We start from the raw sequence: 15,362 nt of genomic DNA, 5'->3' as shown, positions 1-15,362 counted from the left end.
GGGGCAAGGGCCTCCATGGACTTTGGTCGACGGTGGCGGCCCGCAGGGAACTACCCCGGGCCGCCTGCGCCCCCTACCGCTCAGAGCGGACAAGGGACGCCCATGACGTCCAGACTTCTCTCGGGTCCTGCTGACCGGCGTCGCGACGACCGCTTTTCTTCTGACGGCCGCGGCCCTCTGCCGTATCGCGATCCACGGCGAATACGGTTCGTCACAAGCGTGTCAGCAGGCCGGTAACCGGCATGCCCGGCAGAGCCAGATCACCGGCTTCAAGTGCGGCCTGCGGGGCACGAGCATCTCGGGCGAAGGGGTTTTGCTTTTGACGACCTGATAGACCCTTTCCTCGGGCAGGTAGAACTGCCCGAGCGTGACGGGATCTACAACGGGGCGCCACTACTTCGGAGTTCCTCGCGCCTCCCTGCGCAGGGAGGCGATGAACGTCGCAAAAGCGGGCCGTTTTGCACTGCGGCGCCGACCATCAGGATTACAGCTGGGCGCACGGCAGCGTCGGCCCCGTGCCGACAGCCGAGAGCATGTCGTCATGGGAGGGACGGGTGCCGGCTGCGGCACGGGAAACATCTTCGAGTCGCCCGAGCCAATCGACCAGCGCCCGGGACATCTTCGCGGAACCGTCGGCAGACGGGGAGTTCTGCCCGTCGATCGTCTGGTCCGTAGGCTCGACCGCCGGCGCGCCGGAACGCTCCCCCCAGGCGACAGCCCTGCGGTAGACCGAAGCAAGTGTGGTCTCAATGAGACGATCGAACCGCAGCGCCGTCTCCTCGGCATCACGCGGTCCGGTGCCGCGCAACACCGTTCGCAACAACAGAGCCTGCGTCAGTCCCGTCGCCAGCCCCAGACCGATGAGCGGATGCGAGACGGCCCAGGCTCCGCCCACGCTGAGCACCCCCGTCGCCACCGGCCGACCGCCCACGACGAACCGCCGGTACCGGCTTTCCCGCCGTGGTGTGGTCACCACCCCCGGCTCAGGCGTTCCCTGGGGCAGCCGCAGGTGCGGCGCATACAGTTCCAGAGCCCGGGACCAGAGCGGGGCCTGGGCCAGCGAGTACAGTTCCGCGTCCTCGTCGTTCGCGCACAGCGTCACGGACCAGGTCCGCAAGCCGTCGTACAACACCCCGGCGCAGAGACCGTCAAACGGGTGTAGGGACCACCTCGGCCGGCCATGCGGTGCTTCTTCCGCCCGGAACTGCCGAGCGTACAACCGATATCCGATGTCCTGCCGCTCGTCGAGCGGCCTGGGAGCACCTGCCTCGACGAGCATTCTGACCATCGGGGATTCGGGGCCTGCCGCGTCGACGACCAGGTCGGCGAAAACGGCCTCGCCCTCGTCCGTGAGCACTCCCCGTACATGAGGACGGGAGGGAATCCGTTCCGCACCGGTCAGCAGTGCCGCGACACCGTTACCCGGCTCGATGCCGACTCCGGGCGTCCGTGCGGCGGCGTCCGACAGGACCGCCTCGCTCACGTGCTGGGGGACAACCAAGGCCGTGGGCACGGACTCCCCCGGCGCGGTTCCGCGCCATCCGCCGACGAGGGACGGGAAGTCCTGCCACCACACGTCACGGCCCAGCAGGTCACGAGCGATGTCGGGCAATTCGTCGTGCAATTCTCGCAACACGTCACTGGGCAGGATGTGCGGTGGGCGGACCAGGAACTCTCTCCGGCCCTCGTGTGCTTGCGCGACGCCCAGGGAACCTGCGTGGGGCGCGGAGGGGCGACGGTCGTAGACCGTCACCTGATGCCCGTCGGCGGCCAGCAACAGCGCGGCCGTCAACCCCACGGGACCCGCCCCGGACACCACCACGCGCATCAGCAGACCTTCCCACGTCTTGAGGATCGACATCCAATATCCGCGCGTTCACTGTTCACTTCACAGATCGATTCTCTAATCGGTTACTGATCGTCCCCGGTCGGCGGCGGGATCGGGGCACCGCTGAGCTCGTGTCGCCACAGGACATCGCTGACGCGTTCCACGGCTGCCGTCAGGTGCCGGCGGTAGGTGCTGAAGGGCAGCCCGAGCCGCTCTGCCGCCGCTTCCTGGGTGGAAACGGCCTTGACGTAGGTGGTCGCGAGAGCGCGGTGGCGTTTTTCCCCACCGCGCTCCGCCAGCAAGGAGTCCACGGCGCCCAGGACGACCTCCGCCAGACTCCGGCCGCTCTCGACGACCAGGCGGCTGCGGTTGAGGGGGTTCTCGGCCAGCTTGTCGGGGCGTCGCAGGGTGCGAAGGGCATCCCGTACGGCAGCGTCGAATTCGGGCCGGGACAGCACGACCAACTCGCCGTGGTGCTGTGTCGCGCCGCCAGCCACGGGATCCGGTTCCCCGCCGCCGCCCAGCATCGCGTCGGTCTTCGCCGCCAGCCAAACGATGACCGGCTGCGCGCGCCAGTCGTGGGCGAACAGGCTGTACCTGTGGTCTGCGACTGTCGGGTGGACGTCTGCGGGCAGCATGTCGAAGTGGGCCAGGTGGGCATCCCAGAAGCCGTCGTCCCGCATCACGATGAAGGACCACGACAGGTGATCGCCCCGGAAAATCTCGCCCATGGCGCGCCACTGCATCAGGTCCATGGACGCTGTGGGCCGCTGATACATGGGCGGGTAGACGCTGAAGCGCGCCAGGGCCATGGTCTCCCCGTCGCGCAGCGGGCCTCTGGCGCGTGTGTGTGCCCAAGCGGCGGCCACGACCGGATCGACGTCCTCACCCTCCGGGCTGCTCAGTACCAGCCATGCAGAGCAGGCGACGACAAGACCGGTCTGCGTCGATCGGTAGACGCGGAAGGCCGAAGGCTGTCGATCGAGCCAGTACCGGGCGATCTCGGCCGACTCGGCCCCTTCGGCCTCTTCGACCAGCTCCAGGACACGTTCCTCGTCGGCGGGCGTGCAGGGCTGGTCCTGAACAAGGCCCTCGGCGCGCCACTGGTGGAACTCGGACATGTAGCCGTCGGTCCGGTACATGTACAGCAGGGCGCCCACTGCCTGGAGCATCTGCCGGGCCGGAGCGGCCCGGACCTGCTCGAACAGATACTGATGCATCGCCTTGTGCATGGCGACGAACCCCTCTGGGTCCCGCCAGCGCAGATCGGCCTCCAAGGCCTCCCGCACCACGTCGTGGGGGAAAAGGCCTGACCTGTTGGACTCGATGAACGGCTGGGTGCGCAACCAGGCGAACATCTCGGGAGCGCTCTCACCCAGCAACGCGCGCATCAGGGCCTCTGAGGTGACGTAGGCGTGAGCGCAGATCTCGAGCGCCCTGCGGTGCAGGAGCGTGGGGGGTTCACCAATGAGCTGTGGCAGCAGCGTCGCGATCACGTCCTGCCTCGGCGACCACTGTTTGGTTTCCAGGCCCTTCTTGTCGTCGTTGACCACAACCGCCGCCGCCAGCGCAAGGGCCAACGGGTTGCCTCCGGTGAACGACAGCAACGTGCTCTGCGCTCTCGCCGGCACGCCCCGCGCCTGGAGAAAAGCAGCGGCATCACTGGGGGCCAGGTTCCGCAGAGCCATGACGTGGAGGATTTCCGACCATCCGGGATCGGAGATCCAACGCGGATCCAGGACATGTCGTCCGGCGATCACCGCGACGCTGCCGAGGGGCAACTGCGGGAGGAAGTGTTCGAACAGCCAGCCCTCCAGTCCCTGACAGCGTTCAAACGTATCCACCAGGAGCACCACTTCGGGCCCGGCGACCGCATCGCCTGCGGCCTGCGCGAAGGCCTCCGGGGTCGGAGGGACGGTGCGGCAGTCCACCTCGACGACCACGCGGTCCGCCTCCTGGGCCTCGCGGGCGAACCGCCGCAGGAGGGTGGACTTGCCGATACCGCCCGGACCGTGCAGGTAGAGAACGGGCGGCGCACCTGGATCACCCGCCAGCGCGGCCCGGAACTGTGCCCGTTCCACCGCTCGTCCCACGAAGGCCCTATCACGTGCCGTGACCAGCCGGCTGCTGAGGAGTCCACCGTCGCCCGATGCCATGCGGTCAGATTACGCCCCGGCCGCCGGGGTGCTTCACGGGCCGGGTGGGGCCCGGACAGCACTACGTGCTCACGTCATTTGAGCAAGAAGTGAGCAGCAGACCGGCCTGTGCGATGAGCAACGGTCAGCAGGAACCTGTCCGCGACTTCGCCATTCGCGATCAAGGGGGCTTATCGATGAACGGCCAAGAGACACCAGGCAGGCAGCTACAGAGCAGCGTCGGAGAGGAAAACGCGAGCCGCGCGGGGGGCTCAGGCCTTCCCGGCATCGGCCGGGCCGGCGCGCCGGCCCGGCCGGCGTTCGCCCTGCTCGGCCCGCTGGAGGTACGGGGCGCCTCCGGTCCGGTCGAGGTGGGTCCGCCTCAGCGACGGGTGATGTTGTTGAGGCTTCTCGCTGAGGACGGCCAGCCGGTGTGTGCGGAGCGACTGTGCGAGGACGTGTGGGACGGCAGCCCTCCTTCCTCTGCGATGTCGTCCCTGCATGCGCACATCAGCAGACTGCGGTCCGCTCTTGAGCCACCACGCGGCAACGGCGCCCCACGGCTTCTGGTGTACACGGCCGCCGGCTATGCGCTGCGCGTTCCACCGGAACAGCGGGACATCTCGACGTTCGAGCGCGCCGTCGAGGAAGCCCATTGCCTCGCTGACTTGGGCCGGGGCGCACCGGCGCGCCGGGAGGCGGAGCGTGCATTGAGCCTGTGGCGGGGCCAGCCCTACGCAGACGCTCATGGCAGGCTCTTCGCGCGGCGCGAGTCAGACCGTCTCTGGGAGCTGCGTCGCTCCGCCCAGGAACTGCGGGCAAGGCTCCTCCTGGAGGACGGCTACGTCGCTCAGGCAGTGGCCACCGCGGAGGAGCTGATCGGTCACGATCCGCTTCGAGAGGCATCGTGGGTCACGCTTTTGCGCGCCCTCTACAGCGCCGGGCGCGCGGCCGAGGCCCTGCGACGCTACGACGTGGTACGCCGCATACTGGCACATGATCTGGGGGCCGACCCCGGTCCCGAGCTGGCGCACACATATCTGGCCATCCTGAGACACGACACGGACGCCTTGCGCGTGCCCAGGTCGCGCCCGGCCTCCCTGACCGCCGAATTGTCCAAGAGGCCGACTGAGGCAGCGCCCTTACCCGGCCGGGACTCAGAGCAGAAGCGGCTGCTGCGACTGCTACCGCTCGCGCGCTCAGGCCGGACAGCATGGGCGGCGTTGTCCGGCAGCTCAGGTATCGGCAAGACCCGCTTGGCCGAGGAACTGGCCGCTCGGGCGCAAGACGCCGGATTCACCGTCCTACGCCGCTGGTACCCGAAACAGGACAGGCAGGGGGCCGGCACACCGCTGGCGGGTAAGGCCCTTGCCGAACTCGACCGGCTGCGGTCCACAGCCGAGGAGGAACGGCATGATGCAGCCCCCGTGCTCTGCTTGTTCGAGGACGTCCAGGGGGCGCCGTCCGTCGACCTGAACGCGCTCATCGACTACGCCGAGACGCTACACGAGGCCGGGGTGGTCGTGGTCTGCACCCTGCAAGCCACCAACGCCCGGACGGACGGGCTCCTGGCCGCCCTCGCCGCTCGTGGAGCGGAGCACCTGGAACTGGGGCCACTGAACGTCCGTGACGTCGAGGAAGTGGTGGCCGCTGCCGACGGTGGCACGGACGCTGCCGAACTCCACGCTCTGACCGGCGGCAACCCGCTCTATCTCACCGAGTTGCTGCGGCTGCCCCAACGCCGGCGCAGCGGGCCGGGACTGCGTGTGCCCACATCCCTCGCTTCCGTGGTACGTGTCCGTCTGGGGACTCTGGACGACGACGCGCGCCGAGTGCTCGAGACGGCCGCGGTCCTCGGCGACAGGATCGACATCGCGCGGCTCTCCCGGATTTGTGCGGTACCGGCGCACGACGTGTTGCGCGCGCTCGACGCGGGGTCCGACGCCGACCTGATCCTGGAAACGACTCAGGCCACCGAGCAGGAACCCGTGGTCTACGCCTTCTCGTGCGGACTGGTTCGTCGGGTCCTGCTGAACGCCATACCCCACTCCCAGAAGCACGCGATACGCACTGCATTGGCTCTCCGCGACCCGCTCCATCCCTCCGCCGGCGCCATGGACACAACCAGACACAGCGGGGCTTCGCCCCAGGTCGACTTCGCCGCCCTGGCCGGCAGGTCCTTGCGGGCCGGCCAAGCGTGTCTGGAGGAGGGTCGGCTGGAGGATGCTCATCGCTGGCTGTCCCAGGCGGTGTCCGCTGTCGAGGCCTGCAAGAAGGCGGCCACGTCCCGCACCGCCGCGGCGCCATTAATGGCGCCGCCCCGAGGGGCAGGGGATCGAAATGTTTCGGGACAGGCGCGCGTTCCGGACGGCGCAACTGTGCCAAGCACGGAAAGTCCCCCGCTTCGCCCGCCGTCGGCGGCAGGTCTGCGCCTGCGGCGGGAGTGTGCGCTGACCGCCGCCGCGTGCGGGTGGCGTGGTCTGTCTTCCCTCGCGGCTCCGCCGACGAGTCGCGCGGGGGACTTGGCTCCCTGTTGACCGCCCCCACGACGCGGCCAACAGGGCATGACGGGTGCGATCAACAGGCGAAGAGCCGCACCCCGTTATCGGTGCCTACGGCGGTATGGCAGGCCTGGTTCACCACGGGACGAATCACTTTTTACTCCGAGTCGAAAACTGAACAGTAATCCGGTCTGGGAACTGAACAGATCCGGCTGCGAAGGTGACCACCAAGCCGCTGATCAGGAGTTGATGATGACGCATGCGTTGGTGGTCGGTGCTGGACCCACGGGTCTGGTAACCGCGATGCTTCTCGCCGCGGAGGGCTGGCGGGTCACCGTGGTCGACCGGGACCCGGCGCACCCCAGCGGTGACGCCACGGACGTCTGGACGCACTGGAAGCGTCCCGGGGTCAATCAGTTCGCACTGACTCACTGTCTGATGCCGGGCGGACTGCGCGTCCTGGCAAACGAGCTTCCGGATACCGTGACCCGGCTCAGGGAACTGGGAGCCCGCGATCACAACATGATCGGCGGAGCCTGGGGTTACGGAAACACGGGCGCCGAAGAGCCCACCGACACGCGGTTCAAGACGCTGGCCACCCGACGGCCGGTTCTCGAGGCGGCACTCCTCGCGACAGCTCGTGAGACTCCCGGCATCACCATTCGGCGGGGGCTCGAGGTCACGGGTCTGCTCACCGGGGACGCACACACCTCCGGACGTCCTCACATCACCGGGATCACCACCAGCACCGGGGAATCCTTCCAGGGGAATTTGGTGATCGACGCCGGCGGCCGTAATTCACGGGTGGCAGAACTGCTCGCCGACGTCGGCGCGACGGCCCATACAGAGCGTGCGGAGACGGGATTTCGCTACTACTCCCGCCACTTCCGTTCGACCGACGGCACGCTTCCCCGTCAGGCACCCTGGCCCCTGTACCACCACGACAGCGTCTCCCTCATCACCGCGCCCGGTGACAACGACACCTGGTCGGTGACCCTGGTGACATCCGGGCGGGACCAGGAGTTGCGCGCACTGAGCAACAGCGACGTCTGGCAGCGGACTGTTGCTCTGTATCCCGACGTCGCGCACTGGGCGACGCATGGCGAACCGATCACCGGTGTACTCGCGATGGCGGGAACGGAAAGCAAGTACCGCCGTTTCATCGACGGAGAACTGCCCGTGGCCACGGGGATTTTTGCGGTCGGCGACGCCTGGGCCACCACCAACCCACAGTTCGGCCTTGGCATGGCCCTGGGCTTCACGCACGCGACCATGCTGCGGGACTTGGTGCGCATGGTCGGCACGGACGACCCCGTGGAGCTGGCGCTGCGGTTCGACTCGGCCACCGAACAGCACCTGACTCCCGGGTGGCACAGCCTCGCTGCCTGGGACCGGCATCGCCTCGCCGAAGTCGACGCCGACATACGGGGCGTCACCTACAAAACCGACGACTTCGACTGGAACCTGAACGTCGCCCTGGAATCAGCACGTTGGAAGGACCCCGCGATTCTGCGTGGCATGGCCGAGGTCGCCTGCGCACTGGCAACTGCGGAAGACGCCTTGGTCAAGAAGGGCCTGGTCGAGAAGACCGTCACGCTCGGCGCGGACGGGCCCCGGCACAGCGACGAAGGCCCCTCCCGCCGCGAACTGCTCGCCATCGCCGGTGCCGACGCCTGACGCGCCGGACAGCGGCCATCGCGTCCGCAGCCGTCGGGGCCGACCGGCTCTCCACCCGGCCGGCCATCCTGCAGCCCCAAGCATGGCAGTCCCAGACCGCATGTTCCATGGCGTCCTCCCTCCCGGTGTCGCCGGAGTCATGCCGCGGAGGTCTGCGTCTACCACCGGCAGGGGGGACAGCACTGCCGCCGGGACATTCCGTCCGTTAATGAAGGAATAACCCAGCCCCTCGCAAACGAGCGACGCGCCGAGCGCGTACGGTGTTTCACGTATCGCGGCGGGCGCAGAGATGATCATCGATTGCCCAATGCGCTGTCGCACGGGTCCGCACTGCTGTCCTCAGCCCACGGGGCGCTGCTGGTTCTCGATGTACTGGCGTACGACGGTCAGTGGTGCCCGCGACAGATTCCAGCGAGTTTGAGCCGGACCAGAAGTGGCCGCCCCACAGGTAGCGGCTCACGTGGGCGTCGTACTCCTTGCGCAGCAGTCGGAGGACTGCAAGGCACCAATAAACACCGTTGACTCAACATGGCCCTGGCCTTGACGGAGGTGACTGGAGACTCACGCGGTTGGCTCAGCTCGAGGGCCCAGCCCGCGCGTGCGAGTCGGTTCGGACAGGCATGAAAAAAGCCGGTGCTGTACGCCAGTACCGGCTCTCAACTCAGGCCCCTCGCAGGTCGCGTGTTACGTGGACCGCTAGAACTCACAAGGAGAAAACAGTGAGTTTTAGAAGTCGCAGCTGGTATTGCCATGCAGGGCGACTCCGATGTTTCCGGCCCCGTGAGAAGCGATACTCTTCCACCCGCATACCTGAACCCTACCGAGATCTCCCTGAACCCTGAGATAGCGCTTGCCCTTGAGTTCGATTCCCTTACGGTCTGCGCCCGTCCAGATATTGATGTCCAGCCATACCCTGTTCATGTACGGTACACTCAGCCGGAACTCAGAGCTCCACCCCTTCTTCCCACTGCACTGGGCAGTGAGGTCCGACACCAGGCAGTAATCCGCCTCGAACCACGTCGCCTCTACGTCGATCAGGATGCTGTGGCGGTTTTCGGCGTTTGCGGGTGTGGCCGTTGCAAGGCTTACAGCGGCCACAAGTGCCGCTCCAGCCATCATTGTCTTCTTTCGCAGCGGTATCTTCACGTGTGCTCCATACATGATTTGTGGATGCGGTGCCGAGGCCGTCTTGACCCGAAGTGATTGGATTGCTTCGCTCGCGGTCGGAAGCATTGCAACGCCGCGCTTTTGCTTCTACGGCTTCACGGTCACCACGGTTCATCGACGGATAGCTTCGAGCCGTACGCTCAGATGAATCCCCACTCTGCGCCCACTCGCAGTCGCAGCAGCTGGGTTGAAGCTAAACGGTCCTCATGGGACTTCATCCGGCCGCCGATGCCCGCGTCGTTGCAAAACCGCAAACGGCTGGACGACCGGATGGTCCTCAACAGGACAGTGCAGAAGTTCTGCAGCGGCAACCACATGGTTGGCCTCGGTCTCTGACATCAGGTCCACACACGCCGCACCATCGCGGAGCGGTACTTCAACCGCGTTGAAGCAGTGGCGCGGCAGCGCCACCGATACGTCACAACCGCCGAGTCCTACGAGGCTGCCGTCGCCCTGGCAGCACTGCTGATGTAGAGGTGACATGTGACGACAGGCCTCATGGGTCTCGGATCCGCGCTCCTCCCCGCGCCGCGAACGACCGGTGCGGGGATGGGCACCTGCCCCTATACGTTCACTGAAGCAGTGATGTTTGCGCGCGAGCCAGCGCCTGGTCGAGCACGATGAGGAGAACGTCCCGCACGGAGAGCCTGTCCCGCGCGTCGAACCATACGACCGAGATCTCCTCGTTGACCGCGAGCGCCCAGCGGACCTCCTCCGCGGTGAAGTCGATCTGGCCAGGGAATCGGTTCACTCCGATGATGAACGGCATTCCGGCCTTCTCGAAGTAGTCCACGGCCGGGAAACAATCCTCGATGCGACGCGTGTCGATGATGACCAGGGCGCCCAACGCTCCGTCGATCAGGTCGCCCCACATGAAGCCGAAGCGGTCCTGTCCGGGCGTGCCGAAGAGGTACAGCTTGAGGCCGTCGTCAATGGCGACCGAACCGAAGTCCATGGCCACGGTCGTCGTCAGTTTGTCCGGTGTGCAGCTGTTATCGTCGACGCTGGCGGCCACCGCCGTCATCACGGCCTCGGTGGTGAGTGGCGGCGCGTCGGAGATGCTGGCCACCGTCGTGGTCTTGCCGACACCGAAGCCGCCCGCGACGATGATCTTTACGGGCAGAGGCGGTATGCGCGCCGGTCCGGAATGTGGTTCAGGAAATGGCACGGAGACCACGGATGACCCTCCGGAGGGTGGCGACGTCACGGGAGGCGTCGAACTCGGGCAGGTGGGCGACGACGAGGCCGTCCGTGTACAGATCACCGACCAAGACGCGGACAACGTTGATATGAAAGCCGAGGCGCGCGGCGATCTCCGCGACGGACAACGGCTCGCGGCACACCTCGACGATGTCCCGGCGCTCGAATGTCGCGTGCGCGCAGGTGGCCAGACCGTGATCGGTCGCCACCACCTGCGTCTCGATCGCAATCGCCGCGCTGTGCGCCTGAGTACGGCCCTGAGTCAGCAGAAACGGCCGTGGCGCCATGTCGAGCAGTGCGGGTGGCACCGTCTGAGGCCGCCAAGGCGGCGTGCTCCGGAGCTCGCGTTCCGGGGTGGGTGGGGGTTCTGGCGAGTACTGGCTCATACCTGCACGTGAGTCTTGAGCTCGTGGATCAGTTGCGGTGTGAGAACGTCACCCGCGCGGTTGGCGAACACCGTCATCTCGTAGGCGACCTGGCCAAGGTTGCACTCCCTCGACGCAATGACGCCAAGGACCGATCCGCACCCGATCGCGGCGATAATGAGATAGCCGGAAGCCATGTCGATGATGACCTTGTTCAGCTCACCGAGCCGATGGGAGCCGGCGACGCCGCCGGCCAAGCTCGTCATCCCCGCGACAATGGCAGACAGACGATCGGCATCGGCCCGCTCACCTGCATGGCAAGCCGCGATCATGAGTCCGTCCGACGAGACTGCGATGGCGTCGTACACACCGGCGGTGCCTTCGGTGAAACGCTTCAGCAGCCAGTTGAAGTTCGCGGCGTCGGCGCTCATTGCCATGGTCGGGTTCACCTGTCATCACCGTTCTCTTGAGATGGCGTTCTAGTCTCGAACTCGGCTTGGAGTGCCCGGGCTATTCCAGCCTCGAAGTCCTCGATCATGGAGCGCGCGGCCTCAGGATCCGCGGCCTTGCTCTGGAGAGGCGCCGTGGTCGGCAGGAATGCACCTTTGGGCATCTGGGCTCCGGGGACGCGGCGCACGAGGCGAGGCGGAGACGTCACTGTGCTCCTCTCGACGGGGCCCGTCGCTGTAGGCGGGGCAGACTCCTCGTCGTGTGACTGCGCAGGCGCTGGCGTAGCGCGATCCGCCGCCCGCGGCCCAGCCGCCACGGCTCGCGCGAGGGATGCGTGGGCGGCTGACACCGGCGCTAGAGCGAGGTGTCGCTGGCGTTCCGGTGGTGGGGAGCCAGGCAGGGCCGGCTCATTGGTGAGCGCCTGCCTGATCTCGGAGCGGAGCTGTGCGTCAAACCAGTCGAAGGGGCGTGCGGCAAGCCCTCGCGGCGATTCCTCAGCGGGTCCGGCTTCGGGAAGCGGCCGTTGCTCTTCGAATCCCGTCTGCACTGCAGGAGGAGCTGCGCCGGCAGTGGCGGCCTGCTCTGGTTCCCCGTGCGCCGTCGGCGGGACAAGGGAGAGAAAAGATGTCCGTGGTGATCGGTGCGCGTCAGGAGCAAGGCCGTGCGAGACAGGCTGTGCGCTGACGCCGTCCGCCGGGAACGCAGAGGGCCACGGCTCCTGCACCGCGGCGTCCGGCGGCTGATGCTGAGTAGATGGCATCGGCCCGTGGTCCAAGGCGGCGGCAGGCAGCAGGATCTCGGCGGTGAGGCCGCCGCCGGGAGTCCGGCACAGCTGCACCCCCAGCATGTGACGTCGACTCAGCCGTCCCACGACGAAGAGTCCGAGTAGTTCCGTGGGTGCGAGGTCCAGCCGCTCCTGACGCTCCAGTCGGACGTTCTCCTCGGCACATCTCGCCTCGGACATACCGACACCGTGGTCAACGATCCGGATCAGGCACCGACCGCCCCGGAACGGTTCGGCGAAAATCTCGACCGGTGTGTAAGGCGGCGAGTACGAGGTCGCATTGTCGACCAGTTCCGCGATCATGAGGGCCAGGTCCGCAGCGACACGCGTGGACACCTTGAAGGGAGGAAAGGTGCCCATCAGTTGGACGCGTTCGAATCCCTCGATCTTGCTGAGAGCGGAGCGCGTCAAGTCCCCGAGCGCCACTGGCGCGTTGATGAACGCAGGCTCCGCCCAGCCGGAGAGCACGACCAGGCTGTCCGCGTATCTACGCAGACGGGAGGTGAGATGGTCCAACCGGTACAGTCGCTCAAGGACCGAGGGGTCGGTCTCGACACGCTCCATCGCATCGATCACCGACAGTTGGAGAGCGGCGAGATTCTGGGTACGGCGCCCCACGTTGCCGAGCATGGCCGAGGCGTTGCGCGAGCCCATCACCTGGCGTTCGATCAGTTTGACCGCGGCATGCTGCACCCGGTTGAAGTCACGTGCCAACCGGCCGAGCTCGTCCGTGCTGCGCACCTCCACCTTTTTCAAGCGCACGCTCAGCGACGTGTCCTGCGAGGGCTGCGTGCCCTCCTCCACAACCCGTGTCAGCTCGGTCTCTGAGGCTTCCGCAACCCGTGCGGCAGCGCCCTGAAGGAAGCGCAGCGGCTTCACGATGGACCTGGTGATCATCGTGGTCAGCCAGATCATGACGCCTGCCAGCGAAACGGCAGCCAGCACGAACGTGAGCGCCATCCGCTCTGCGAATGCCGCGTACTCGGTAGCGGCCGTGGACGCGTCCTTGGCAATTTTGTTCTGGGCCAGCAACCGGAGTTGGTCCTGGGAGTCGGCCGCCGAAACTATATTCGCCGTCGCGCTCTCGGAGGGCCATTGGATTTCGCCGTAGCCGTCTTCCCAAGCACCATGCGCCCACAAAGCGAGACCGTCCGCGTATGCCGTGATCCGCACCGCCGCGGCACCGGATTCGATCTGCTGAAAGAGACCGATCTCGGATGGGCCGGCGAACTGGAAGAAGCGTTCGCGGTTGATGCTCTGTGCGCCGGACCTGCGCTCGACGTCGGCCATCAGCCGCTCCGCCTGCTCGGGAGTGGCCGCCACCGCGAGCAAGGCCGCGCCGAGGCTGCTGGTGTCCTCGTGTACGCGCAACAGGGCGTCGACTGTGGCGAGCTCCCGGGCCACGCCCCCGCGGGGCTGAAATCCGTCTCCGCTGGTCAGGCGCAGACCGTCGATCAGAGCGGAAATGAGCCTTCCGTATGCGTCGTTCACGTCGGCGACCGTCGACCTCCGCTCCAGCACCCAGTCTCTGGCTCTGGCCAGCTCCTCGACCGTTGTCCCCAGCAAATCGGTCAGGTCCGGCGTGACACCGGGCGCCCCCTTCCGTAGCAGATCGCTGAGATCACCGTCAGTCCGCGCGGACTGGAGCACCACCGTGTTCGCGTCACTGTCCGGTGTCGCAAGGTAGGCACCGGCCAGCAGGCGTTCCCGTTGCAGGTCCGCAACGAGACCTCCGACCTCACGGGCCTTCTCAAGCTGCACTGCGGCCTGGCTCGACTGCCGTGCGGCTGCGACGCGGTCACCGGCCAGGGGAACGGTAAGCAGTACGGCAGCGGTCAGCGGAGCTACCGCGAGCGCAGTGACACGATGGACTACCGAGAAGTCAACGATGCGCACTCGGGGCCTTCTTACGCTTGTGCTGCGGCTTGGCCGTCGCCGTTGCGTTGCTGGATCCCGAGACACGTGAGTGCTCCGTGAAACGGTTCGGCAGTTGGTCAGCAGAACCCTCTTCCGCCGCGGCTGCGAGTGTCGGGCGCAAGCTTGGCGAAGAGGAGCGCAGCCTTACCACGAGCCCTGCCGCCACGAAGGAGCCCAGAAGTACGAACACCACGCTCATCCTGTCGCGCTCGATCGATTGCCGACGCGTCTCCAGCAGTTGATCCAGTTCGGCCAGCGCAGCCGTATTCAGGCTCAGGGCAGTTGACGCTAGGGCGGTCCGGCTGCTCTGGAGGGCCTCGACGCTGGGCGGCAGGGGCTGACTGACGAGCGGCACGCTCGGTGCCATGGGCTGGACAGCACTGCGGAAGGAATCAATCCTGCCCAGGAGATCGTTCCCGATGGATCGGCTCGCGCTGGTCCTGAAAGTCTTGGAAAACCCCGCCTGGATTGCGGACGCCGCGCTGCTTATGCGGTCGCGTGCAATGAGCACCCGGGCCAACTCGAGGTCCTCGTCACCCGCTCCGGCGCGCAGCACCTCGAGGTCGGTCATGCGGCCGGTGTCGACGATGAGCCCGGGTAGCCGGATCATCGAGGCGTCCATCAAGTAATACGAGTCGAGCTCGGGATCAAGGATCAGGTTGGATGTGTCCCCCGCCCGCAGCATCAGCGCGAGCGCAACATCGATCGTCTCGGAATAGACCCGGTAGGCTCTTTTTCCACTGAGGGTCCCGGATCCCAGCCGAGCAATCTTGGTCTGCAGCGATGACCAGCCGTCGTGAACCTTCAGGAAGTCCCCAACAGCCCGGTCGGCTCGATCAACCGCGGCGACAGCGTCCTCGACGGCCTGCACTTCCACGCGCTTTTCAGCAACCGCAGCCGACTGCGCTTCAGCGAGAGCGGCGATCAGCTTGCTCATGGGGTGCAGGAACTCCACGCCGCTCCGCTCTGTCTCCACGAACTCGATGTCACTGCTCGTCACCGCGGAGAAACGCACGGTGGTGTAGCCGAGTGGCAGGAGGAGGGCGAAGGCAAGGCACAGCGTGGACAGCACGCGACGGCCCCTCAAGGGGTTCGCGCCCGCCTGGAACATCCTGGGCATGGACAGATGCACCGACTTCCGAAAGTTTCGAGCCTGTTCGCTCCCTCACTGGCAAGAAACGCCTCCTCCGGCCTTCGGGTTCACGGCAATTCCATCGGATTACCAACTGGGTCTCCAGCGGACCTGCGAGGACGGGCCTCCGTGCCTGGGTGCGCGGAAGCCGGCGGGACTGCCATCACAGCGTCGTAGCGACTGACGGGACAGCGACTGGGGCCGTT

General features: G+C 66.7%; 10 protein-coding genes. 2 read left to right on the top strand and 8 right to left on the bottom strand.

Features of this window, described 5'->3' with window-relative positions:
* Positions 1–484: 484 nt before the first annotated feature.
* A complete protein-coding gene (locus ACIQWG_RS38045) occupies positions 485–1,861 on the bottom strand; it encodes an FAD-dependent oxidoreductase (RefSeq protein WP_404104799.1) in 1,377 nt (458 codons plus the stop codon).
* Between the two features lie 50 nt (positions 1,862–1,911).
* Positions 1,912–3,984 (bottom strand): ATP-binding protein, encoded by a 2,073-nt coding sequence (locus ACIQWG_RS38040; RefSeq protein ID WP_404104796.1) that lies wholly within the window; start codon positions 3,982–3,984, stop codon positions 1,912–1,914.
* A 113-nt stretch (positions 3,985–4,097) separates the two neighbouring features.
* On the opposite strand from ACIQWG_RS38040, the gene ACIQWG_RS38035 reads away from it, so the two are divergent.
* Positions 4,098–6,500: a BTAD domain-containing putative transcriptional regulator gene (locus ACIQWG_RS38035; RefSeq protein WP_404104793.1), complete on the top strand. Its 2,403-nt coding sequence runs from the start codon at positions 4,098–4,100 to the stop codon at positions 6,498–6,500.
* 27 nt (positions 6,501–6,527) lie between these two features.
* Positions 6,528–8,141 carry an FAD-dependent oxidoreductase gene (locus ACIQWG_RS38030; RefSeq protein ID WP_404104790.1) on the top strand — a complete coding sequence of 538 codons (1,614 nt, stop codon included), beginning with the start codon at positions 6,528–6,530 and terminating at the stop codon, positions 8,139–8,141.
* 726 nt (positions 8,142–8,867) lie between these two features.
* Here ACIQWG_RS38030 and ACIQWG_RS38025 read toward each other — a convergent pair.
* The 6 genes from ACIQWG_RS38025 to ACIQWG_RS38000 form a co-directional block, all read right to left on the bottom strand.
* Positions 8,868–9,287 (bottom strand): hypothetical protein, encoded by a 420-nt coding sequence (locus ACIQWG_RS38025; RefSeq protein WP_404104787.1) that lies wholly within the window; start codon positions 9,285–9,287, stop codon positions 8,868–8,870.
* Positions 9,288–9,879: 592 nt separating this feature from the next.
* Positions 9,880–10,485: a GTP-binding protein gene (locus tag ACIQWG_RS38020; RefSeq protein WP_404104784.1), complete on the bottom strand. Its 606-nt coding sequence runs from the start codon at positions 10,483–10,485 to the stop codon at positions 9,880–9,882.
* Positions 10,463–10,816 (bottom strand): DUF742 domain-containing protein, encoded by a 354-nt coding sequence (locus ACIQWG_RS38015; protein WP_404104781.1) that lies wholly within the window; start codon positions 10,814–10,816, stop codon positions 10,463–10,465. The genes ACIQWG_RS38020 and ACIQWG_RS38015 overlap by 23 nt, the downstream gene beginning before the upstream one ends.
* A 74-nt stretch (positions 10,817–10,890) precedes the next feature.
* Positions 10,891–11,310: a roadblock/LC7 domain-containing protein gene (locus ACIQWG_RS38010; protein ID WP_404104990.1), complete on the bottom strand. Its 420-nt coding sequence runs from the start codon at positions 11,308–11,310 to the stop codon at positions 10,891–10,893.
* 8 nt (positions 11,311–11,318) lie between these two features.
* Positions 11,319–14,003, bottom strand: coding sequence for a nitrate- and nitrite sensing domain-containing protein (locus ACIQWG_RS38005; RefSeq protein WP_404104778.1), 2,685 nt, complete (start codon positions 14,001–14,003; stop codon positions 11,319–11,321).
* The gene (locus ACIQWG_RS38000; protein WP_404104775.1) at positions 13,990–15,096 is read right to left on the bottom strand and encodes a hypothetical protein; all 1,107 of its coding nucleotides are present in this window, start codon (positions 15,094–15,096) and stop codon (positions 13,990–13,992) included. The genes ACIQWG_RS38005 and ACIQWG_RS38000 overlap by 14 nt, the downstream gene beginning before the upstream one ends.
* Positions 15,097–15,362: the final 266 nt, after the last annotated feature.

Origin of the sequence: Streptomyces sp. NPDC098781 (genome assembly GCF_044759995.1) — a bacterium.
GTDB lineage: Bacteria > Actinomycetota > Actinomycetes > Streptomycetales > Streptomycetaceae > Streptomyces.
The sequence above is the reverse complement of the archived record's forward strand: the minus strand, read 5'-3'. Positions and strand labels throughout refer to the sequence as shown.

Excerpts from the sequence above, each read along its gene's own strand:
- ACIQWG_RS38010 (WP_404104990.1), bottom strand. The coding sequence starts at position 11,310 with ATGGCAATGAGCGCCGACGCCGCGAACTTCAACTGGCTGCTGAAGCGT.
- ACIQWG_RS38040 (WP_404104796.1), bottom strand. The coding sequence starts at position 3,984 with ATGGCATCGGGCGACGGTGGACTCCTCAGCAGCCGGCTGGTCACGGCA.
- ACIQWG_RS38030 (WP_404104790.1), top strand. The coding sequence starts at position 6,528 with ATGACGGGTGCGATCAACAGGCGAAGAGCCGCACCCCGTTATCGGTGC.
- ACIQWG_RS38035 (WP_404104793.1), top strand. The coding sequence starts at position 4,098 with ATGAGCAACGGTCAGCAGGAACCTGTCCGCGACTTCGCCATTCGCGAT.
- ACIQWG_RS38045 (WP_404104799.1), bottom strand. The coding sequence starts at position 1,861 with ATGTCGATCCTCAAGACGTGGGAAGGTCTGCTGATGCGCGTGGTGGTG.